Here is a 21,101-nt window from a genome sequence, read left to right as displayed (position 1 = left end):
ACCCGGCAGCTGTTCGCCGACTTCATCGACTCCGCCCGCCAGCCCTCGCTCGAGGCCCTGGACCGGGCGGACGTCCTGGTGGCGTCCACCTTCGCCATCGCCGCGGTCCACGAGGCCCTGGACCGGTCCGTGCCGGTGGTGCGGGCCCACATGTGGCCGGAGCACGCGGACCTGCGGGGGGTCATGCCCCTGCTGCCGTACTCGTGGTGGTTGCCGGCACCGGCCCGGGTCCTCGCCCGACGTGCCCTGCGTAGGGTGGAGCCCTACCTGGGCGGTGTCGACGGGGGGTGGCGGCGCGGGCGGCTGCACCTCGTCGCGCGACACCCGGTGAGCCTGACGACCTCCACGCTCGGCTCGCTCTACGCCTACAGCCCCGAGCTCGTCGCCGACGAGCCGACGGACGGCACGGTGACCGGGTGGTGGACGGGGAGCGGGCCCGACCGTCCGCTGACCCCGCGGGTGGCTCAGGCGCTGGACCACGGCGGGGACTGGATCTACGTCGGCTTTGGGTCGATGCACCAGCGCGACCCGGGCGCTGCTGCGCCGGGTGGACGCGGTGTGCGCCCGGCTCGGCGTGCGGGCGGTCGTGCAGGTGCCGGGTGCCCCGGCGGTGGACCTGCCGCACCTTCTGGCCGTCACGGACGAGCCGCACGACGAGCTGTTCCGCCGGGTGCACGCGGTCGTGCACCACGGCGGGGCGGGGACGACCGGGGCGGCGGTCCGGGCGGGTGCCCCGTCGGTCGTCGTCCCACACTTCGCCGACCAGTTCTACTGGGGCAGCCGTCTGCACCTGCTGGGGGTGGCACCCCGCCCGGTCCCCCGGGCCCTGGCGACGACCGGGGCGCTGGCGCGGGCGGTCGAGGCCGCCCTGGACGCACCCGTCCGCCGGCAGGCCCGCGAGCTGGCGGCGCGTGTACGCGGCCAGGACGGGTGCGGGGTCGCCGTCCGGCAGGTCGAGGAGTGGCTGGCCCACGCGGAGAGCAGGTGAGGCCCGCCCTCCCCGCGGCCTCCGACCCCGGCCCGCTGCGGGTCGCCGCGCCCCCGATGGCCCTCGTCGCGCTGGTGCTGCTCCTCGTCGCCCCGCGCTACGGGCCGCACTGGGACGAGCTCTACTTCGGCATGCTGCCTCCCCGGTGGTGGTACGTCGACCAGCCGCCGCTGACGGTGTGGCTCACCTGGCTGCTGGGCCGGGTGAGCGACGACCTGTGGGTGCAGCGCCTGCCGGGGGTCGTGGCGGCCGTCGCCGGCGCTTTCGTGGCGACCCTGTTCCCGCGAGCCCTCGGTGCCCCGACGTCGGCGCAGCGGCTGGCCGGGTGGGCGCACGCGTTCACCGTCTACCCGCTCATCATGGGCCACCTGTTCACCACCGCGACGCTGGACCTGCTGGCCTGGCAGGTGGTGGTCCTCCTCGTCCTCCGGGCCTGCCTGGGTCACCCGCACGCTCTCCTGTGGGCCGGCACGGTCGCGGGTCTGGCCTGCTGGAACAAGCTGCTGGTGGTCGTCCTCGCGGCGGCCCTGCTCGTCAGCCTGCTGCTGACCCGGCCTTCCCTGCTGCGGACCCGGGACGCCCTGCTGGGCTCGTCGGTCTTCGTCCTCCTCGGCGCGCCCCAGGTGCTCCTGCAGCTCGTCCACGGGCTGCCGATGGCCGAGGTCTCCGGCGGCCTCGTGGACGAGCAGGGCGACCTCGTGCGGCTCGTGCTGCTGCCGGCGCTGGCGCTGTTCGCCGGGCCACCGCTGCTACGCGTCTGGCTGAGCGGGTTCCTCACGCCCTGGAGACGCCCCGACCGCCCCGCCCGCTTCCTGCTGCCGACCTTCGTGCTCGTCCTCCTGTGGACCTTCGCCAACCCCTCGCAGCCGTACTACCCGGTGGGCGTCTTGCTGCCGGCCCTCGCGGTGGGGTGGGCCACCCCGGCGGTGGCAGACCGGTGGAGCCGCGCGAGGAGCCGGACGGTCGTCGCCGCGAACGGCGTGGTGGCGTGCCTGCTCTGCCTGCCGGTCCTGCCGCCCACCGAGACGTGGGTGTCCGCCGTGTCCCGGCTCAACCCGACCATCCGCGACCAGGTCGGCTGGCCCGGCTACGCTCAGCAGATCAGCGACCTGCGCCGACCCGGCGAGGCCGTCGTCACCGACACCTACGCCCTGGCCGGCGCCGTGCACCGCTACGGGAGCTCGGCCGACCGGGCCGCGGTGCACTCGGGGCACAACGCGCTCTGGGACCTGGGGCCGCCCGAGGGGGACGAGGTCCTGCTGGTCGGCGAGGACGCCGTCGCCCGACGGGGGGACTTCGGCCGCTGCGGGGCGGCGACGGAGCTCGACACCGGCCCGGTGGTGCATCCCCGGCTCGAGCACGTGCCCGTCCTGCACTGCGTGGACCCGGTCGCCGACTGGGCGACGCTGTGGCCACGGTTCCGCCGCCTGGGCGGATGACCGGGTCCCCCCGCGTCAGGGGGACCGGACGGCCAGCACACGCACGGACTCGACCACCAGGGTCAGCACCAGGCTGCCCACGATGATGATCTGCCCGGTGCCCTCCTGGACCAGGGCGGGCGGCACCTGGTTCTCCGCGCAGAACACGAGCGCCACCACGGCCAGCGTGCCCCGGACCGCTCGACCGCTCTCGAGCCACCGTGTCTCCGGGCGCACCGCCGAGAGCAGGAGACCGGCTGCCGGGACCACGAAGGCCATGACGACCCCGGCCAGGTGGACGGCACCGGTGTCACCGGCGGGGAAGACAGCGGCGACCACGAGGCCCAGCCCCATGACCACGACGCTGCCCGCGAGCAGGCGGCCCCAGCGCGGGGTCAGCGCCAGCGCGGCGCCCGCGAGCAGCACCCCGGTCGACGCCAGGCCGACGTTGAAGGCGGCCGACCCCGGCGAGCAGATCCACCGTCCACCCCGAGGACGGCACGCACCGTCCCCCAGGTCGCTGAACATGTTCACCGTCCACACGAAGGTCGTCCCGGTGGTCCGCAGGGCGACGACCACGGTGATGACGAAGAGGACGATGGCGACCAGCACACCCGCCGCACCCAGGACGGGCCATCGGGGCGAGACCGGGGGGCGGGTCATGTCGGGAGGTCCTCCGGCCTCGGCGGCCAGCGTCTGCAACGGTCGTGGCGGCCGGTCGGGGACGGGCCGCGCCCCCTCCCTGCGACCAGGGGCAGCCGGGCCGCCACCGACCGGTCGAAGTGGGAACGGTAGCACCGCGGGCCGTCCGGACCGCGGGGAGGCGCTAGGTTGGGCCCGGACCGAGACCGAGACGAGGAGGCGACCGCGATGAGCGCTGTGCCGACCTGGGCCGCCCCCCACGTCCAGGGCGCCCTCGACGCCCGGGTCCGCGTGCCCGGCAGCAAGTCCCTCACCAACCGGTGGCTGGTGCTGGCGCTGCTGGCCGACGGCCCCAGCACGCTGCGGCACCCTTTGCACTCCGACGACAGCCGGCGGATGGTCGACGCCTTGCGCGCCCTCGGGGCGGGGGTGGACGACGACGACCCGGCCGCCTGGGTGGTCCGACCGCCGTGGGGCGGACCGCGCGGCGACGTGGACATCGACTGCGGTCAGGCCGGCACCGTGATGCGCTTCGTGCCACCGGTCGCCGCGCTGGCGGACGGGCCGGTGCGCTTCGACGGGCACCACTCGGCGCGTGCCCGCCCGGTGGGGCCGGTCCTCGACGGGTTGCGGGCGCTCGGTGCCGAGATCAAGGAGGAGGGCCACGGCACCCTGCCCTTCGTCGTCAGGGGCGGCCCGTCCGACGAGTCGGCGTCCTCCGTGGGCGGCGGTGGGGCCGCGCCCCCCGTCGTGCGCATCGACGCCTCGGCCAGCTCACAGTTCGTCTCGGCGCTGCTCCTGGCAGGAGCGGCGTACCCGCGTGGTCTGCGGCTGGAGCACACCGGGACGACGCTGCCCAGCCTCCCCCACGTCGAGATGACGCTCGACACCCTGGCCACGGTCGGGGTCGAGGTGGAGCGCACCAGCCCGACCAGCTGGCTGGTCCACCCGGGGGAGGTCCGGGCGGTCGACATCACCGTGGAGCCCGACCTCTCCTCCGCCGCACCCTTCCTGGCCCTGGCCGCCGCGACCGGCGGGAGGGTCCTGGTGGCGGACTGGCCCGCTGCCACGACCCAGCCCGGAGAGCGGATGCGCGACGTGCTCGCCGCGATGGGGGCGGCCACCGAGCTCACCGCCGAGGGGCTGTTAGCGACCGGTGCAGCGGGCGGACGCCTGGCGGGGGTCGACCTCGACCTCTCCGAGGTGGGTGAGCTGACGCCGGTCGTGGCCGCCCTCTGTGCGCTCGCGGACTCCCCCAGCACGCTGCGCGGGATCGGGCACCTGAGGGGGCACGAGACCGACCGCCTCGCCGCGCTCGTGGCCGAGCTGACCCGCCTGGGGGCGCGGGCCCGCGAGCTGCCCGACGGCCTGACCATCGAGCCGGGGCCACTCACCGGGTGCCGGGTCCGGACCTACCACGACCACCGGATGGCGATGTTCGGTGCTGTCGTGGGTGCGGTCGTCCCCCAGGTCGAGGTCGAGGACGTCGCCACCGCCGGCAAGACCTTCCCCGGCTTCGACCGGGCGTGGGAGCAGGCCGTGCGCTCCGTGCGCCCGCAGAGCCGGGCCGGGTGAGGCCAGCATGAGCGGACGGTACGACCACCTGGACGAGTCCGACGTCCGCGTCCGCCCCTCGCGCAAGGGATCCCGCCCACGCACCAAGGACCGGCCGGCCCACGAGGACGCCGTTGTGGGGGTCGTCACCACCGTCGACCGGGGGCGCTACACCACCCGCGTCCAGGACCGCACCGTCGTCGCCATGCGCGCTCGCGAGCTCGGCCGCAGCCGCATCGTCGTCGGTGACCGGGTGGGCATGGTCGGGGACACCACCGGCCGACCGGACACGCTGGCCCGGATCGTGCGGGTCGAGGACCGGAGCACCGTGCTCCGCCGGAGCAGCGACGACACGGACGCGGTGGAGCGGGTCATCGTCGCCAACGCCGACCAGCTCGTCATCGTCACCGCCCTGGCCGATCCGGCGCCCCGCGAGCGCATGGTCGACCGCTGCCTGGTCGCGGCCTACGACGCCGGGCTCGATCCGCTGCTGCTCCTCACCAAGGCCGACCTGGCGGACCCGGCCGACTTCCTGCGCCACTACACCGCGCTCGACGTGCCCTCGGTGGTGACCGGCAGCTCCGGCACGGGCGAGGTTCGTGCCCTCGAGCCGGATGCTGTGAGCCGCGTCCGGTCACTCCTCCAGGACCGCACGAGCGTCCTCGTGGGTCACTCGGGCGTGGGCAAGTCCACGCTCGTCAACGCGTTGGTGCCGGACGCCCTGCGCGCGACGGGCGAGGTCAACGCTGTCACCGGCCGCGGTCGGCATACCTCGACCTCGGCGATCGCCCTGGAGCTGCCGGGGGGCGGCTGGGTCGTGGACACCCCCGGGGTCCGATCCTTCGGGCTGGGACACGTCGACCCGGGCACCTTCGTCGAGCATTTCGACGACCTCGCCGGAGGGACCGCCGGGTGCCCGCGCGGGTGCAGCCACGACGAACCGGACTGCGCTCTCGACGCGTGGGTGGACGAGGGCCACGCCGGCCCGGCGGGGGCCGCGCGCCTGGAGTCGCTGCGACGGCTGCTGCGCAGCCGCGGCGGCGATGAGCACGGCTGAGCGCTGACCAGCGGCTACCGTGAGCGGGTGCCTGGATACGACGACGACCTGAGACTCGCCCACGTCCTCGCCGACGCGGTGGAGCGCACCTCGCTCGACCTCTTCGGCTCGTGGGAGGACGAGGTCGAGGTCGGCCCGGACGGATCGCTGCGCACACCGGCCGCGGCTCGCCTGGAGGAGCTGCTGCGGCACCAGCTGCAGCGCACGCGGCCGCGGGACCGGGTGGAGGGCCGCATGCTCGAGGCGACCGGTCACGGTGCGCGCCGTTGGGTGATCGACCCGATCGACGGCGCCGCCAACTACGTCCGGGGCGTGCCGGTGTGGGCCACGCTCATCAGCCTGGTGGTGGAGGACCAGCCGGTGCTCGGCCTGGTGGCCGCACCGATGCTCTCCCGACGGTGGTGGGCCGGCGTCGGGTCCGGCGCCTGGACCGGCCGCACGCTGGCGCGGGCCCGGCGCATCGCCGTCTCCGACACCCGCTTGCTGGGTCACGCCTCGCTGTCCGCGGACGACGTCGCCGGCTGGGTCCACGGGCCGCACGGACCTGGCTTCGCGGCCCTGACCGACCGGGTGTGGCGCACCCGCGCCTTCGGGGACTTCTGGAGCCACGCCCTGGTCGCCGAGGGCGCGGCGGACGTCGCGCTCGCGGCCTGGGCCGACCCGGTGCAGCTCGCGACGCTCGCCCCGCTGCTGCGCGAGGCCGGCGGGACGGTGACCGACCCGGAGGGCGCCCCCGCAGCCCTCCCGCTCGGGCCAGGCAGCACCGGTCACCCCGTCGTCGCCTCGAACGGGCACCTCCACGAGGAGGTCCTCACCACGCTGTCCGTCGGCGCAGAGCCGGCTCAGGGATGAGGGGCCGGGCCGCCGGCCACCTGGACGTCGGCGAGCCCTGAGCGGGCGACGCCCTCGAGGGCGACCGGGTCACCCACCACGACGACGGTCCAGCCCGGGCCGGTGCGCACCGCGTCCCAGGCGCCCGCCGCCCGCTCGACGGTGAGCGCCGCGAGGTCGGTCAGGGTCTGCGTCACGACAGCGGGCTCGAGGCCGTCGTGCAGCAACGAGACCAGCTCGTCGGCGACCGTGTCCGCGGTGAGGTAGCGGGAGGGCGCGGTCATCGCCAGGTAGTCGGCCGCCTCCCGCACCTCGCGCCCGGTCAGCTCGGCGCCCGGCACCGCCAGGATGCGCAGGGTCTCCTCCAGGGCCGGCAGCGTGGCATCAGCTCGCACCGACCCGCCCACCATGCACTGACCGCCCTGCCGACGGGGACGGAACCCCAGCCGCATGCCGTAGGTGTAGCCGCGCTCCTCCCGCAGCACCCGGTCCAGGCGGGCGTGCGGTGCCCCGCCGAAGAGCATCCCGAGGGCCTGGTAGGTTCCCCAGCCGTGCTCCGTCCGACGGTCCGGCCCGGGGCGGCCGAGCATCAGTTCGGTCTGCGCCGCGCCGGGGCGGGGCACCAGCACCAGCCGCTCGGCGTCCGGGGCGCGACGTGACGCCCCGCCGACGGCGGCCGGCACGGCGGTGCTGCGCCAGGAGCCGAAGGTGCTCGAGAGCAGGCCGGCGGCATCCGGGACGTCCGACAGGTCCCCGGCCAGCACGAGGGTGCCTCCCACCGGGGACAGACCCGCGTGGCGGTCTGCGAGCACGTCCGACGTCAGGGTGCCGACGGTGCTCGCCGAGCCACCCAGCGGCAGGTGCGCCCGGCCCTGAGGGTCGAAGTAGGCCGTGCGGAACTCGTGGCCGGCGCACCCGGTGGGGTCCGCCAGCTCGTGGGCGAGGTCGGTGAGTCGGTGCCGGACCAGTCGGGACACCTCGGGAGCGGGGAAGGTCGGCTCGGTCAGGCACTCCAGCAGCAGCTCGATCGCGGCGGGCAGATGCCGGGCCGTGACCTCCAGCCCCAGGTGCACGCCCCGCTCCCCCGCGCCCGCTCCCAGGGCGATGCCGTGCCGCTCGGCGACCTCCGCGAGCTCGGTGGCGCTGTGCTTGGTCGTCCCCTCGTCCAGACAGCGCGCCATGAGCAGCGTCGAGCCCTCGGTGCCCGGCGTCTCGTCGGCGACCGGGGCCGGCAGGGCGAGCCGCAGCGAGAGGACGTGCTGGCCCGGGAGGTCGACCAGCAGGATCCGCAGCCCGTTCGGGGCCACGGTGCTCTCCGCCTCGGGGAAGGCCCACGGGCGAGGTGGTCCCACCGGCGGACGTCGCCGGACGCGCGCGACCGTCATACCTCGGGCTCCCAGCGGTAGACCAGGGTCGCGAGGGCCGACGGGACGAGATGGCGCGCGGCCGCGTCCCGGATCTCGTCGGCCCCGACCGCCAGGACCTCGTCCAGATGACGGGTGACCTGGGCCGGGTCCGCGAAGAGCAGGGTGGCACGGCTGAGCAGGTCGGCGCGTTCGTCGTAGCCCGCGAGAGCCTCTGACCAGGAGCGCTCGCTGTCCGCCCGCGACGCCTCCAGCTCCACCGGCCGAGGCCCGTCCGCGGCGAACTCCTCGAGGATCTGTGCGATCTCCTGCTCGACCTCGCGGGGATCCGTCCCCTCCGTCACGTCGGCGACGATCAGACCCACCGACGTGCCGTCGCGCAGGCCGAGCACGGACGCCGAGGCACCGCTGGCGCTCTCCGCGCCGCGCAGCAGCCGCTCGTGCACCCGCGAGATGCCGAGCGAGGCGATCGTGTCCAGCGCGAGCGCGCACGGGAGGAAGCCCGGGTCGGTCGCAGCGGGCAGTCGGGCGGCGATGTAGAGGCGCTCGGACGGTGCCTGCGGGTCGGTCACGACGCGGCGCACCGGCTGCTCCAGCGCGGGCAGCGCCGCGGTGGGCGCAGGACGGGCCGTCGTGCCGTCGGTCAGGTGGCCGAAGTAGCGCTCGACGAGCTCGAAGCCCTCGTCCGGCCCGATATCGCCGACCAGGGTGAGGACGCTGGTCCGCGGCCCGTAGTGCGAGCGGTAGAAGTCGTGGGCGTCCTGCAGGGTCGCGGCGGCGAGGTCGTCCATCGACCCGATCGTGGGATGGGCGTAGGGGTGGTCCGGCGGGAACAGCATGTCGCACAGGGCGGCCAGGGCGGTGCCGTAGGGCACGGTGTCATAACGCTGACGCTTCTCCTCCACGACCACGTCCCGCTGGTTGTCGAGGTTCTCCTGGGTCAGCGCCGGCAGGAGGTGACCGTGCCGGTCCGCCTCGAGCCAGAGGGCCAGCTCCAGGCAGGAGCTCGGGACGGACTGCACGTAGGCGGTCCGGTCGAAGCTCGTGGAGGCGTTGGCCCGGCCGCCGTGCGCCATGAGCGTGGCCATGTGCTCCCCCTCGGCCACGAGCTCGCTCCCCTGGAACATCAGGTGCTCGAAGAGGTGCGCCAGGCCGGTGCGGCCCGGTTGCTCGTGCCGTGAGCCCACGTCGACCCACAGGCTCATGCTCACGCTCGGCACGGCATGGTCCTCGCTCACGACGACCTGCAGACCGTTGGGCAGGGTCCGGTGGGCCACGGGAAGGTCGAGGGGCATAGGAGCGACACCCTATGCGGTCGGGCACGGAGGGTCGGGGCCGGCACGACGAAGGCCCGGACCATGCGGTCCGGGCCTTCGTGCGCGTCCGACGCGATGCGTAGCGGGGGCAGGATTTGAACCTGCGACCTCCGGGTTATGAGCCCGGCGAGCTACCGAACTGCTCCACCCCGCGTCGTGGTGAACACCACTTTACGTGATGGTGAAGTGCACACCAAATCCGTGACAGGTCAGGGCTCCTCGGTCTGGGTGGCGGCGTCCTCGTCACCACCGTCGACGCTGACCGACCCACCGGAGGGGTCGGCCTCGACGGCCCGGTCGATCGCCTCGCGCAACCGCTCCTGGGCCTGGCCGTAGGCCTCCCAGTCGCTCTCGGCGAGAGCGGCCTGACCGTCCTCGTAGGCGGACTCGATGTCGGCGAGCGCCTGGGCCAGGGCGTCCTGGTCGACCTCGCCCGAGCCCTGCCCGGAGCCGTCGTCCTCGCCCGATCCTTCCTCGCCCGACCCGTCCTCGGTCGGTCCCGAGTCGCCGGCGTCGCCGGCGGTCGCTCCGGAGTCGCCGCCGAAGAGCTCGTCCAGGGCGCCGTCGAGAGTGTCCGACCAGGCGAGGTCGTTGCCGAAGGCCACCACGACGATGCGCTGCAGCGGGTAGGCGTTGTTGCCCTGCGCCTGGACGTAGACCGGCTCCACGTAGAGCAGACCACCGCCCACCGGCAGCGTGAGCAGGTTGCCCAGCCGCACCGTCGAGTCGCTGCTGCGGTTGAGGTTGAGGAACTGGGACAGCGTCTGGCTGAAGGCGTCGGAGTTGGCGTCCGAGGAGTTGATGTCGTTCTGGAACTGCCCCGGCCCACGGACGGTGGTGTCACGGGGCAGGACCAGCATGCGCATCTGACCGTAGCCCTCGCGCCGCTCCCCCGCCGTCGCCCCGGCGTCGGCGTCCACGGCCAGGTAGCCGGTGAGGTTCTGTCGCTGGTTGCCGCGCGGGATGTAGGTCGTCGTCAGGCTGAAGGTCGGCTCCTCCTGCCCGGGCATGGCCACCGACAGGTAGTGCGGCGGGATGTCCGGCGGGCTCTCGCCGCCCACGCTCGGGTCCTCGGAGACCGCCCAGAAGTCCTGCCCGGTGAAGAAGGACCCGGCGTCCTGGACGTGGTAGCGGGAGAGGATCTCGCGCTGCACCTTGAACATGTCCTCGGGGTAGCGCAGGTGGTCCATGAGCTGTCCGTCGATCTCGGACAGCGGCTGGACGGTGTTGTCGAAGGCGGCGGACCAGGCCTGGAGTAGCGGGTCCTCTTCGTCCCAGGCATACAGCTCGATCGAGCCGTCGTAGGCGTCGACGGTCGCCTTGACCGAGTTGCGGATGTAGTTGACCTCGCCACCGCCGATGGAGGTGACGTTGCTCGCCCCGCTCTGCAGCGAGTCGAGGGTGACCTCGCCCAGCTCCTCCATCTGGCTGTAGGGGTAGCGGTCGCTCACGGTGTAGCCGTCGACGATCCACTTCACCCGACCGTCGACCACGGCCGGGTAGGGGTTGCCGTCGAGCCGCAGCCACGGGGCGACCCGCTCGACCCGGTCCCGGGGCTCGCGGACCTCCAGCATCCGGGACTCGGAGTTGACCGAGTCCGAGAGCATGATCTCGATCTGGCGGTACTTCACCGCGTAGGCGGCACGGCGCACGACGTTGCCGATGGCGACGCCCCCGTCACCGTCGTAGGTGTTGCGGACCTCGCCGGTGTCCTGGCCGCTGGCCGGGTAGTCGAGCTCCCGCGGAGCCTGGTCCTCGGGAGCGCCCACGATGGAGTACTCCGGGGAGGACTCGCCGAAGTAGATCCGCGGCTCGTAGTCCCCGAGCCCGCCCACCGGCGGGATGTTGCGCTCGTAGAAGATCGGCTCGCCCTCCGGCGAGCGCCGGTTGCCGTAGCCGGCGACGACGCCGAATCCGTGGGTGTAGACCGTGTGGTCGTTGACCCAGTTGCGCTGGCCCTCGGAGATGCCCTCGAGGTTGAGCTCGCGCACGGCGATGACCGTGTCGACGGTCTCGCCGTCCACCTCGTAGCTGTCGACGTCCAGCGCCTCGGGGAACTGGTAGTAGTTGCGCACGCCCTGGAGCTGCCGGAAGGTCGGGGACACGACCGACGGGTCGACGATGCGGATCCCGGGGATCGTGTCGGCGTCGCTGCGCAGCTGCCCGGACTCGGCCTCGGTCTCGGCGTCGTAGTCGATCATCTCCGCGTCGTCCAGGTCGTAGGCGGTGAGCGTGGAGTCGATCGCCCGCTGGATGTAGGGGGCCTCCAGCTGCGCCTCCGAGGGCCGGACCCGGAACTGCTGGACCAGCGAGGGGTAGGCGCCGCCCAGGACCAGGGCCACGACGAGCAGCCCCACCAGGCTGATGATCGGCAGCCGCCACGACCGGCTCCAGATCGTGGCGATGAAGAAGGCCGCGCACAGCAGCGCCGCCACCGCGAGGATGCTGCGCGTGGGCAGCAGCGCGTTGACGTCGGTGTACGTCATACCGGTGATGCGTTCGTGCTGTGTCATCGACAGCGTGTAGCGCTCGACCCAGTAGCCGGCGGCCCGGACGACGAGCAGGAGACCCAGCAGCACCGCGAGGTGGATGCGGGCGGCCGTGGTCGTGCGCTGCCCCCGGGACCCGGTCTGCAGCTGGATGCCGCCGTAGATGTAGTGGGTCAGCAGGGCCCCGATGAGACTGAGGCCCAGCACCAGGGTCCCGAACGAGATGAGCATCTGCCAGAACGGCAGGCTGAAGACGAAGAAGCCCACGTCCATGTTGTGATGCGGGTCGACCTCTCCGAAGGGTCGACGGTTCAGGAAGAGCAGGACCGTCTGCCACTGCGCGGCCGCCGCGGTCCCGGCGAAGAGCCCGAGCACCACGGGCCCGGCGTTGAAGACCAGCCGGCGGATCGGGTCGAGCGCGCTGCGATAACGGTCCAGCGCCGCCTGCTCCGGCGTGGAGGGTGCGTAGATCGGCCGGTGCCGCCAGGCGAGCCACAGGCCGGACCAGACGACGGCGGTCGTCAGGGCCGCGGTGAGCACGAACAGCCCGACCTGGGTGAGCAGGCGGGTCACCAGGACACCGCGGAACCCGACCGACTCGTACCAGAGGAACTGCGTCCACAGCGTGGCGCCCCATCCCGCGAGCGCCAGCAGGGCCACGACGATGAGGACGGTCGGCAGCAGTCGGCCGCGGGGCAGGCGACCACCGGGACCCCCACGCTGCGGGCGCGGACGCGGCCCGCGTCCGCCACCCCCGCCGGACCCTCCGGAGGTGCCACCGGCACCACCCGCGGGCGTGGGGCCCGCACCGGCTGCGGAGGACCCGCTCCCCTGGGTCTCGTCCGGCTCCGGGCCCTGCTCTGGCTCGCGCTCACTCACCGGGCAAGCCTAACTGCCGTCCCTGAGGACCTGGCCCCGGTCCCCGGCCCGGATGCGACGATGGAGGCGTGCCGACCACCGAGACCTCCTCCCCCGACCAGGCCCACCCCGGTCCGCTGCTGCGTGCGGCCGTCGACGTCGAGAAGCACGTGGCGCAGGCCGGGTGGGACCAGCCGCCCCGGCTCTTCGCCCTGGTGCGTACCAGCCTGCTCAGGGACCGCGAACCCGCCCTCGCCACGCAGCTGCGCACCCCGGACGACGAGGGCTACACCGCCGTCGAGCAGGAACGGCTCCCCCCGACGCCGGACCTGGAGTCGCTGCTCGGGCGGATGGCCTGGCCCCCCGACGTGGAGGGGGTGGCCCTCGCCATCGAGCGGATCGTGGTGCCGCCCGAGGCAGAACATGATCTGCCCGAGGACCGTCGGGAGGCGACCGACGCCCTGATGGCGCATCCCGCACGCAAGGACGTCCGGTTGCTCGCCGCGTGCCTGCGGGACGGTGAGCGCACCTGCCTGCTGCGCCAGCGCGACTTCGACGAGGACGACGCGGTCGCGGTCGGCCAGGACCTCGCGCCCGGACTGACGCACGCGCTGGCCGCCACCCTGGTCGAGGAGGACTAACCGGTCTGCTCGGCCTCGTCCTCGAGCTCCTGCTCGCACGTGGGCAGGCCCAGCTCGCCGAGCTCCGAGGGCTCGGCGGCCGACACCTCGTCGAGGACCGACAGGGCGTCGTCGAAGGTGGTCACGGGGACGACGGTCAGCCCCCGGGGGTCGGCCTCGGCCACCTCGCCGCAGTTGTCGCTCGGCGCGAGGAAGACCTCGGCGCCCGCCTCGCGGGCGGCATACATCTTCTGGGTGATCCCGCCGATCCCCCCGACACCCCCCGCGCCGGTGATGGTGCCGGTCCCGGCGATCGACCGCCCGCCGGTCAACGGGCCCGGGGTGATCTCGTCGTAGACGGCCAGCGAGAACATCAGCCCGGCGCTCGGACCGCCGACGTTGCCCGCGTCGATCGTGACGTCGTAGGGGTTGTCGTAGACCGGCGCGAGGTAGACGCCCACGATGGTGCGGCCACTCTCCTCGTCCAGCCGGGTCGGCACCTGCAGCTCGAGCTCCTCGCCCGCGCGACGCACGGTCACCGGCACCTCCTCCCCGGGGTCGAAGGCCTGGATCTGGTCCCGCACCGCGGTGGTGTCACCCACCTGCGTGCCCGCCACGTCGAGGATCTCGTCCTCCACCTCGAGGACCCCGTCGGCGGGCGCGTCGGCGATCACCTGGGCCACGACGACGCTCTCGGCGATCTCCACTCCCTGGGCCCGGAGGGCGACCACGGCGGCGTCGTCCTGGGAGTGCTGCATGAGCTCGGTGTTCTGCTCCCGCACCTGCTCCGCGGTGACGTCCTCGGGGAAGACCTCCTCGCGGGGGACCACGGACCTGGACGGGTCCAGCGCGCCCCGCAGCGCCTCCCACGCGGTGACGGTGTCCCCCGGGCCCCCTTGCAGCCGGATCGTGGTGAAGTAGAGGTGACCCGTGGCGTCGTCGTAGCTCTCGAGCTCCTGGTCGACGCTGACGACATCCGCGCCGTCGACCTCCCCCAGCGTGTCGTAGACCGGGCCGGGCACGTAGATGACCCGCTGGACCGGGACGAGGTTGAGGAGCGAGCCGACCACCACCCCCACGGCGACGACCACGAGGAGGAGTGCCGAGCGGCGACCGACCCGCGTGTGCGGCGGCTGCTCCACGGGTGTCGCGCCGGCCTCCGGTCGGTCCGCAGCACCGCCGGTCACAGTCCCACCCACTCGTGCGCCTGGTCGCCGAACTGCTGCCGCTTCCAGACCGGTATGCCCTGCTTCAGCTCCTCGATCAACCGGCGGCCGGCCTCGAAGGCCAGGCCCCGGTGGTCGGCCGAGACCGCGCAGACGACCGCGAGATCACCCACCTCGAGCTGTCCCACGCGGTGCACGGCATACACCCCGCGCACCTCCGCCGGCGCGGCCACGGCGGACGCCAGGTCACGCAGCCTCGCCTCGGCGTCGGGATGGGCCGAGTAGTCCAGCCGGGTCACCCCTTCGCGACCCCCGTCGTGCTCCCGGACCGTGCCCACGAAGAGCGTCACCGCCCCCGCGCGTGGATGGCGCACCGCGGCGAAGGCCTCGTCCAGCGACAGCGGCTCCCCGCTGACGCCCGCGACGATCGTCTGGTCCTCGGTCACCGCGTCATCATGCCCCATCCGCCACCGGCCCGCGTCGCCCGGCCCGCACCTGGCCGCGCAGGGAACTCTGAGCGGTCCGCAGGTGTTGTCCCGGTGCCGACCGTCGCGGCGGTGCGCGACCACGCAGGCCACCCGGTCACGGGTAGTGGCAGGCTGGGTGTCGAGATCGGACGAGAGAAGGACGAGGACGTGGCAGACCAGGAGAACCCCGAACGGCGGGACGAGCCCGACCCCCTGGAGGCGTTGTTCGGCGGCCCGGTGCCGCCCGAGCTGCGCGAGACCCTGAACTCGATGGGCCTGTCCGACCTGGGCCCGGACCAGGTGGCGCAGATGCGCTCCCAGATGGAGATGCTGATGGGGTCCGGCGGGGACGACGGGCCGGTCAACTCCGAGCTGGCGCACGACGTCGCACGGCAGGTCGTGGCCGAGCACGGCGACTCCACGATCGGCGGGGCCACCCGTCGTGACGTCGACCAGGTCGTGCAGGTGGCCACGCTGTGGCTGGACCAGGTGACGGACATGCCCCGACCGGAGGGGAGCGCCGTGGCGCTGAGCCGGGCCGAGTGGGTCGAGCGCACGCTCCCGGTGTGGGAGCGGCTGACCACACCGGTCGCCGAGGGGCTCCAGGCGGCCATGACCTCCGCGATGCAGCAGCAGCTCGGCCAGCTGGGTGAGGACGGTGCGCCGTCGATCCCCGGGCTCCCGCCGGGCATGAACCCCGCCGCGATGATGGGCCAGATGACGCCGATGGTGCGGCGCATGGCGTCCAGCATGTTCGGCGGGCAGGTCGGCCAGGCGGTCGGCACCCTGGCCGGGGACGTCCTGTCCGGGACCGAGGTCGGCCTTCCGGTGCTCGGTGACGAGGACGTCGCCATGCTGCCGGCCAACGTCGCCGCCTTCGCCGAGGGGCTCGAGGTCGACAGCGGCGAGGTGCACCTCTACCTCGCGCTGAGGGAGGCCGCCCGGGTGCGGCTCTTCGCCGGCGTCCCGTGGCTCGGTCCGCAGCTCCTGACGGCGGTCGAGGACTACGCCCGGGACATCAAGATCAACACCGAGGGCATCGAGGAGGCCGTGCGGCAGGTGGACCCGCAGGACCCCGAGGCCTTGCAGGGCGCACTCGGGGACAGCCTCTTCTCCCCCGAGCCCAGCCCGGCGCAGCAGGCTGCCCTGACCCGTCTGGAGACGCTGCTCGCCCTCGTCGAGGGCTGGGTCGACGTCGTCGCGGACCAGGCCGCGGAGGGGCACCTCCCGCACGCCGAGGCGATGGCGGAGGCGGTCCGTCGCCGGCGGGCCACAGGCGGGCCGGCGGAGAAGACCTTCGCCTCGCTCGTGGGACTGGAGCTCCGGCCCCGCCGGCTCCGCGACGCCGCCAACCTCTGGGCGGCCCTGGAGTCGAAGCACGGGCGGGACGCCCGAGACGAGGCGTGGGGTCACCCCGACGTCGCGCCGACCGGCGCCGACCTCGACGACCCGCTGGGCTTCGTCGACCGGCACGGTGCGCTCGCGTCCGACCTGACCGTCACCGACGAGGACATCGAGAAGCTCCTCGGTGGCGCGGCAGCGCCCGAGGAGGAATCCGACGAGGGCCGCGGCGACGAGGGCCCACGACACCCCTGACCTGTGGACAGCGGACCAGGCCCCCGGCCTGGACGTGGCAAGGTCGGCCCATGGGCGAGGGAGGGACCACGCAGCACGGGGTCGCCTGGTGGCCGACCGGGACCGACGGCCGACTCCAGGTGGGTGTCGGTGCCGGCGCCTGGAGGGTGGACGGCTGGGTGCGTCCGGACCATCCGGAGGATCCCGGATGGCAGTTCCTGCGCCGCCTCGGCAGCGCCTCGGCCGCCCCTCCCCGCGACGACCGGGTGCCCGTCGTCCGGGGCGAGGGGCCGGTGGCGGACGCGCTCCGGCTCGCCCTGTGGGCCACCACGTCAGGGAGGGTGTCCGGGCCCGGCGCGGCGGGACGGCGCCGGACGGAGCCCTCGCCGCGGGTGGTGCTCGTCCACGACCACGCCGTGCCGGTGGGCACGGCTCGCGCCCCGGGGGTGGTCGGCCGAGCCGTGCTGCCCGTGGTCGCGCAGACCGCCCGGATCGTCATCGGTCCGTGGACCGGGCTCCCCGGGTCGCCCTGCCTGCACTGCCTGGACCTCCACCGCCGGGATCGCGACCCTGGGTGGCCCGGTGCCGCAGCAGCGCTCGACGACCCGCTCACCGCCCCGCTGCCGCCGGACCATCCGCCGGAGGTGCTCGACGCCGTGACCGCGCTGGTCGTGCTGCTGACGCGGTCAGCCATCCCGCCGGTCTCGCACCGCTCACGAGATCGGCGCCTCCCCGCCGCACCTGGTGGCGCGACGGTGGCCACCGCACCCCGCTGCCCCTGGCACGAGCCGGGGCAGCCGGGGTGGGTCGCCGGCAGGGGTGATGTCTAGGCCGCCACCTCGTCCTTGCGCGGGCGTCCGCGCGGGCGCTTGCGCGGCACCACCCGTCCCTGGAGCAGCAGCTGCCCGCCCCAGACACCCCAGGGCTCACGACGCTCCAGAGCGCCGGCGAGACACATCTCGCGCAGGGGGCACGGGCCGCACAGCTCCTTGGCGTGCTCGACCTCCGCCGGAAGCTCGGCGAACCACAGGTCCGCGGGGTGCTCCCGGCACGGCAGGTCGCCGTCCCCGCGGGCGACGAGGTGCGGGCCTGAGCCCCTGTCGGTCATCTGCTGCTGCCGGCGCGCTGGGCGGTACACGGCGGTTCCTTCCTGATGTCGGTGCTGGTGCTCGTGCGAGGTGCTGGTCGTCACTGCGATCTCGATTTCGTGGAGGTGGGGTCCGAGGAGACCGGTCGTGACGCCGATGCCGGCGGGCAACGAGAACGGCCGCGGATCCTCGGGGAGGACTCGCGGCCGGAGAGCGGAAGGAAGGATGCCTTCTACGGTGTCCGGGAGGAGCCCAGGCCCAGGGCGGGGTCGACAGCGTGCGGGGACGTCGTCTCGACGGCGGGGCCGAAGGACCCCGGGACGAACGCACCGGACACGCGGAGGGCGTCGCGGTGGCGACGGCTCCGGAGGGTGGGCGTGGCGTCGGTCAAGCAGACGGCGAGTCCGCCGGTGACGATCATGTTCTCCATCGTGGTCCACCCTCCTCTCGTCTGTGCGCGACCCCAGCACCGCACGGGCGTGGGCTTGACTCCGTCACTGTATTCCGGTGCCGCGCCCGACCGCAACGGTATTTACCGGCGGGTCGGTCCCGACCGGTGCAGCCCGGGCTACGGGACCTCGTGACTGGTGCCCTCGGCCAGGATGCTGAGCACCGCCTCGCCGTAGAGATCGAGCTTGCGCTCCCCCACGCCGGAGATCTGCGCCAGCGCCTGCTGGTCCCGCGGTGCACGCTCGGCGATCGCGATCAGGGTCGCGTCGGTGAAGACGACATAGGCCGGCACAGAGCCCTCCTGCGCGACCTGGCGCCGCCACTCACGCAGTGCCTCGAAGACCTGCTCGTCGTAGGTCGGCGGACAGTCCGAGCACCGGCCGATCTTTCGCTCGGCGGCGGCCGACAGGATCGCCGAGCAGGTCCGGCAGGTCCGCGGCGGGGCCGGCGTGCGGCGCCTCTCCCGACGGCGCGTCGGCCCGGTCGACGCCGGGACGCCCAGCACACCCGCAGCGGGGCCGAGGAAACGGGACAGCGACCGGGTGCTGCGTGCGCCAGGGGTGCGCGCGCCGGCCCAGCTGAGCTCAAGGCGCGCTCGCGCCCGGGTCAGCCCGACGTAGAGCAGCCGGCGTTCCTCCTCCACGCGCTCCGCGGTGTCGGCGAGCGTGATGGGCAGCAGGCCCTCGCTGCAGCCGACGAGGAAGACCGCATCCCACTCCAGACCCTTCGCCGCGTGCAGGGATGCCAGCGTGATGCCCTGCACCGTGGGCGCGTGCTGCTCGGCAGCCCGCCGGTCGAGCTCGACGACCAGGTCACCGAGCCGGGCCTGCGGGGACTGGCCGGCCAGCGAGTCGGCCAGGAGGGCGAGCGCCTGCAGGCTCTCCCAGCGCTCCCGGACCGATCCCGATCCCTGCGGAGGTCGGGGGGCCCAGCCGGCCCCGGCCAGCACGTGACGCACCAGATCGCCGAGCGCGCTGCTGCCGTCGTCCGACCGCACGGCCCCGCGCAGCAGCAGGATCGCGTTGCGCACCTCGGAGCGGGAGAAGAAGCGCTCGCCGCCGCGGACCAGGTAGGGGATGCCGCCCCGGGCCAGCGCGTTCTCGATCACCTCCGACTGACTGTTGGTGCGGAACAGCACGGCGATCTCGCTCGGCGAGACACCCTCCTCGAGCAGCCGCGACACGGCGTCGGCGGTGCCCTGCGCCTCCGCCTCGTCGTCCGCGTAGGAGATGAGCGTCGGCGCCGGACCGTCCGCGGACTGCGCGACCAGCGTCCCGGGGCGTTGTCCGCCGCCCGGGGCGGGTCGCGCGCCGAGCACGAGGTTGGCCAGGTGCACCACCTGCGGGGTGCTCCGGTAGTTGCGCACGAGCGCCACCCGGCGCGCCTCCGGGTACTGACGGGTGAAGCCCAAGAGATGGTCGGCGCTGGCCCCGGTGAAGGAGTAGATCGACTGGGCCGGGTCCCCGACCACGCAGACGTCCTGGCGCCGTCCGCGCCAGAGCTCGAGGAGCCGTTGCTGCAGCGGGTTCACGTCCTGGTACTCGTCGACGACGAAGTGGCGGTACTGCTGGTGGATCGCGGCGGCGATCTGGGGGTGCTCGTCCAGCATGCCCACGGTCAGCAGCAGGACGTCCTCGAAGTCGATGACGTGCCGCTCGGCGCAGACCTCGTGGTAGCTGTCCATCAGCCGGGCCATCGCCGTCGCGTCCAGGTCGGCGACCTGCCTGCCCTGCCGCTGCGCGCGGGCCGGGTAGGTTTGCGCGGTGAGCATCGACACCTTGGCCCACTCGATCTCGGCGGACGCGTCCCGCAGCGCCGCCCGGTCGAGGCGCAGGTGGAGCCGCCCGGCCGCCTCCGCGACGGCCGGCGCCTTGTGCGCGACGACCGTGGGCGGTGGTCCGCCGACCGCCTGCGGCCAGAAGTACTGCAGCTGGCGCAGCGCAGCGGCATGAAAGGTCCTGGCCTGGACCCCGGCGACACCCAGCCCCCGCAGCCGGGTCCGCATCTCCCCCGCGGCCCGGGCGGTGAACGTCACCGCGAGCACCCGGTCGGGCGGGTAGGCGCCGCTGGCCACGCCGTAGGCGATGCGATGGGTGATGGCGCGCGTCTTGCCCGTCCCTGCCCCGGCGAGGACGACCATCGGACCGAGGGGCGCGCTTGCCACCTCACGCTGCTCCGGGTCGAGGCCGTCCAGCAACCGGTCGGGGTCGGGCGGGGCCGACCCGCTCACCGGGGGACCGCCGGGCCGTCGCCCGGGAGCGCCGCGCCGTACCACTCCTGGATCAGCCGGTGCGCGATGGAGACCCGGGAGGGCAGCGTCAGCCGGCCCGACCGTATGCCCTCGTCCAGCTCGGCGCGGGAGTACCACCCCGCGGAGCGCAGCTCGCTCTCCTGGACGCGCAGGTCGGTGTCCAGCGCGCGGGCGCGGTAGCCCACCATCAGCGACGCCGGGAACGGCCACGGCTGGTTGCCGCGGTAGCGCAGGTCGGTCACGGTGACGCCGACCTCCTCGGCAACCTCGCGGGTCACGGCTGCCTCCAGCGACTCTCCCGCCTCGACGAAACCGGCGAGCACCGACACGCGCCCCTCCGGCCAGGGCAGCCCGGTCGCGAGGAGCAAGCGGTCGTCCTCGTCGGTGACCGCCATGATCACCGCGGGGTCGGTGCGTGGGTGGTGCTGGGAACCGTCGCGCGGGCACCGGCGCACCCAGCCGCCCTGCACGACCTCGGTGGCCGAGCCGCAGCGCGGGCAGTGACCGTGCCGCGCGTGCCAGCCCTGCAGCGCCGTGGCCGCCGTCAGCAACCCCGCATCGGCGTCGTCGAGGTCTGCACCCACCTCCCGCAGACCGGCCCAGGAGCCTCCTGCGGCACCCGAGCCCCGCTCGTCGCCGTCTGCCTCTCGGGCGGTTGTCACCGCGACGTAGTCGACCCCCGCGTGCCTCCCGAGGAACCAGGCTCCCGCCCGGGGTCCTCGGGCTCCGGCGCACGCAGCCGCAGCCGCGCAGGATCGCGCTCGACCGGGGCCGTCGCGCCGCGCAGCTCCAGCACTCTCGTCGCCGGACGTCCCAGCATCGCCGCCAGCTCGGGGTCGTCGGTGCGGACGCTCGCCCACCGATCGACCCGTGACCGGGAGAGGGCGAGGTCGAGATAGGTCTCGTCGGCTGCCGTCACCCGTCCACTGTAGGCGTCCCCACCGACGAGCTTGGGGGCGTGCCGGGG

General features: G+C 74.0%; 19 protein-coding genes and 1 tRNA gene. 8 read left to right on the top strand and 12 right to left on the bottom strand.

Translation table 11 applies throughout. The features are described from left to right. The first annotated feature begins 505 nt into the window (after nt 1-505). The gene (locus BJF86_RS17645; protein WP_075819858.1) at nt 506-988 is read left to right on the top strand and encodes a glycosyltransferase; all 483 of its coding nucleotides are present in this window, start codon (nt 506-508) and stop codon (nt 986-988) included. Then, the gene (locus BJF86_RS17640) at nt 985-2,427 is read left to right on the top strand and encodes a glycosyltransferase family 39 protein (protein WP_075819856.1); all 1,443 of its coding nucleotides are present in this window, start codon (nt 985-987) and stop codon (nt 2,425-2,427) included. The genes BJF86_RS17645 and BJF86_RS17640 overlap by 4 nt, the downstream gene beginning before the upstream one ends. Before the next feature lie 15 nt (nt 2,428-2,442). Here the strand turns inward: BJF86_RS17640 and BJF86_RS14120 are convergent, their stop codons facing one another. Next, on the bottom strand, nt 2,443-3,069 hold the full coding sequence (locus tag BJF86_RS14120) for a DUF998 domain-containing protein (RefSeq protein ID WP_075819854.1): 627 nt from the start codon (nt 3,067-3,069) through the stop codon (nt 2,443-2,445). Nucleotides 3,070-3,276: 207 nt separating this feature from the next. On the opposite strand from BJF86_RS14120, the gene aroA reads away from it, so the two are divergent. The 3 genes from aroA to BJF86_RS14105 are packed head-to-tail and all read left to right on the top strand — an operon-like array spanning nt 3,277 to nt 6,511. Beyond that, on the top strand, nt 3,277-4,623 hold the full coding sequence (gene aroA / locus BJF86_RS14115) for a 3-phosphoshikimate 1-carboxyvinyltransferase (protein WP_075819852.1): 1,347 nt from the start codon (nt 3,277-3,279) through the stop codon (nt 4,621-4,623). A 7-nt stretch (nt 4,624-4,630) separates the two neighbouring features. Continuing rightward, complete coding sequence (gene rsgA / locus BJF86_RS14110; protein WP_075819850.1) at nt 4,631-5,659, top strand: ribosome small subunit-dependent GTPase A; 1,029 nt, start codon at nt 4,631-4,633, stop codon at nt 5,657-5,659. Between the two features lie 27 nt (nt 5,660-5,686). After that, nucleotides 5,687-6,511, top strand: a complete 825-nt coding sequence (locus tag BJF86_RS14105) for an inositol monophosphatase family protein (RefSeq protein ID WP_075819848.1) — start codon at nt 5,687-5,689, stop codon at nt 6,509-6,511. Here the strand turns inward: BJF86_RS14105 and BJF86_RS14100 are convergent. The 4 genes from BJF86_RS14100 to BJF86_RS14085 all read right to left on the bottom strand — a co-directional run bounded on the left by BJF86_RS14100 (nt 6,502) and on the right by BJF86_RS14085 (nt 12,538). Further along, complete coding sequence (locus tag BJF86_RS14100; protein ID WP_075819847.1) at nt 6,502-7,875, bottom strand: M16 family metallopeptidase; 1,374 nt, start codon at nt 7,873-7,875, stop codon at nt 6,502-6,504. The genes BJF86_RS14105 and BJF86_RS14100 overlap by 10 nt on opposite strands. Beyond that, nucleotides 7,872-9,149, bottom strand: a complete 1,278-nt coding sequence (locus tag BJF86_RS14095) for a M16 family metallopeptidase (protein ID WP_075819845.1) — start codon at nt 9,147-9,149, stop codon at nt 7,872-7,874. The genes BJF86_RS14100 and BJF86_RS14095 overlap by 4 nt, the downstream gene beginning before the upstream one ends. 101 nt (nt 9,150-9,250) lie before the next feature. After that, nucleotides 9,251-9,324, bottom strand: a tRNA-Met gene (locus BJF86_RS14090). A gap of 55 nt (nt 9,325-9,379) precedes the next feature. Then, nucleotides 9,380-12,538: a UPF0182 family protein gene (locus BJF86_RS14085; protein ID WP_237768231.1), complete on the bottom strand. Its 3,159-nt coding sequence runs from the start codon at nt 12,536-12,538 to the stop codon at nt 9,380-9,382. A 68-nt stretch (nt 12,539-12,606) separates the two neighbouring features. Between BJF86_RS14085 and BJF86_RS14080 the strand changes: the two genes are divergently transcribed. After that, on the top strand, nt 12,607-13,158 hold the full coding sequence (locus BJF86_RS14080) for a PPA1309 family protein (RefSeq protein ID WP_075819843.1): 552 nt from the start codon (nt 12,607-12,609) through the stop codon (nt 13,156-13,158). Here the strand turns inward: BJF86_RS14080 and BJF86_RS14075 are convergent. Both BJF86_RS14075 and BJF86_RS14070 read right to left on the bottom strand, forming a co-directional pair. After that, nucleotides 13,155-14,324, bottom strand: coding sequence for a PDZ domain-containing protein (locus BJF86_RS14075; protein ID WP_083653136.1), 1,170 nt, complete (start codon nt 14,322-14,324; stop codon nt 13,155-13,157). The genes BJF86_RS14080 and BJF86_RS14075 overlap by 4 nt on opposite strands. Further along, nucleotides 14,321-14,749 (bottom strand): molybdenum cofactor biosynthesis protein MoaE, encoded by a 429-nt coding sequence (locus BJF86_RS14070; protein WP_022925038.1) that lies wholly within the window; start codon nt 14,747-14,749, stop codon nt 14,321-14,323. Before BJF86_RS14070 ends, BJF86_RS14075 begins: the two co-directional genes overlap by 4 nt. Before the next feature lie 189 nt (nt 14,750-14,938). Between BJF86_RS14070 and BJF86_RS14065 the strand changes: the two genes are divergently transcribed. Next, on the top strand, nt 14,939-16,366 hold the full coding sequence (locus BJF86_RS14065) for a zinc-dependent metalloprotease (protein WP_075819924.1): 1,428 nt from the start codon (nt 14,939-14,941) through the stop codon (nt 16,364-16,366). A gap of 50 nt (nt 16,367-16,416) precedes the next feature. Continuing rightward, nucleotides 16,417-17,175 carry a hypothetical protein gene (locus tag BJF86_RS14060; protein ID WP_075812788.1) on the top strand — a complete coding sequence of 253 codons (759 nt, stop codon included), beginning with the start codon at nt 16,417-16,419 and terminating at the stop codon, nt 17,173-17,175. Here the strand turns inward: BJF86_RS14060 and BJF86_RS14055 are convergent. The 5 genes from BJF86_RS14055 to BJF86_RS19090 form a co-directional block, all read right to left on the bottom strand. Further along, nucleotides 17,172-17,453 (bottom strand): WhiB family transcriptional regulator, encoded by a 282-nt coding sequence (locus tag BJF86_RS14055; RefSeq protein WP_075812933.1) that lies wholly within the window; start codon nt 17,451-17,453, stop codon nt 17,172-17,174. The two genes, BJF86_RS14060 and BJF86_RS14055, sit on opposite strands and share 4 nt — an antisense overlap. Nucleotides 17,454-17,665: 212 nt before the next feature. Beyond that, nucleotides 17,666-17,863, bottom strand: coding sequence for a hypothetical protein (locus BJF86_RS14050; protein WP_075819841.1), 198 nt, complete (start codon nt 17,861-17,863; stop codon nt 17,666-17,668). A 138-nt stretch (nt 17,864-18,001) separates the two neighbouring features. Further along, complete coding sequence (locus BJF86_RS14045; protein WP_075819922.1) at nt 18,002-20,113, bottom strand: ATP-dependent DNA helicase UvrD2; 2,112 nt, start codon at nt 20,111-20,113, stop codon at nt 18,002-18,004. After that, nucleotides 20,110-20,796, bottom strand: coding sequence for an NAD(+) diphosphatase (gene nudC / locus BJF86_RS14040; protein WP_237767492.1), 687 nt, complete (start codon nt 20,794-20,796; stop codon nt 20,110-20,112). The genes BJF86_RS14045 and nudC overlap by 4 nt, the downstream gene beginning before the upstream one ends. Then, nucleotides 20,793-21,053 carry a hypothetical protein gene (locus tag BJF86_RS19090; protein WP_237768230.1) on the bottom strand — a complete coding sequence of 87 codons (261 nt, stop codon included), beginning with the start codon at nt 21,051-21,053 and terminating at the stop codon, nt 20,793-20,795. Before BJF86_RS19090 ends, nudC begins: the two co-directional genes overlap by 4 nt. Between the last annotated feature and the right edge of the window lie 48 nt (nt 21,054-21,101).

Source organism: Serinicoccus sp. CNJ-927 (genome assembly GCF_001942435.1).
GTDB lineage: Bacteria > Actinomycetota > Actinomycetes > Actinomycetales > Dermatophilaceae > Ornithinicoccus > Ornithinicoccus marinus.
Note: the sequence above shows the minus strand (reverse complement) of the source record. Positions and strands in the feature narration are given on the sequence as shown.

Bases quoted from the DNA above. Each gene is read 5' to 3' on its own strand.
- BJF86_RS14120 (WP_075819854.1), bottom strand. From the start codon at position 3,069: ATGACCCGCCCCCCGGTCTCGCCCCGATGGCCCGTCCTGGGTGCGGCG.
- BJF86_RS14095 (WP_075819845.1), bottom strand. From the start codon at position 9,149: ATGCCCCTCGACCTTCCCGTGGCCCACCGGACCCTGCCCAACGGTCTG.
- BJF86_RS14055 (WP_075812933.1), bottom strand. From the start codon at position 17,453: ATGACCGACAGGGGCTCAGGCCCGCACCTCGTCGCCCGCGGGGACGGC.
- BJF86_RS14100 (WP_075819847.1), bottom strand. From the start codon at position 7,875: ATGACGGTCGCGCGCGTCCGGCGACGTCCGCCGGTGGGACCACCTCGC.
- BJF86_RS14060 (WP_075812788.1), top strand. From the start codon at position 16,417: ATGGGCGAGGGAGGGACCACGCAGCACGGGGTCGCCTGGTGGCCGACC.
- rsgA (WP_075819850.1), top strand. From the start codon at position 4,631: ATGAGCGGACGGTACGACCACCTGGACGAGTCCGACGTCCGCGTCCGC.
- BJF86_RS14050 (WP_075819841.1), bottom strand. From the start codon at position 17,863: ATGGAGAACATGATCGTCACCGGCGGACTCGCCGTCTGCTTGACCGAC.
- aroA (WP_075819852.1), top strand. From the start codon at position 3,277: ATGAGCGCTGTGCCGACCTGGGCCGCCCCCCACGTCCAGGGCGCCCTC.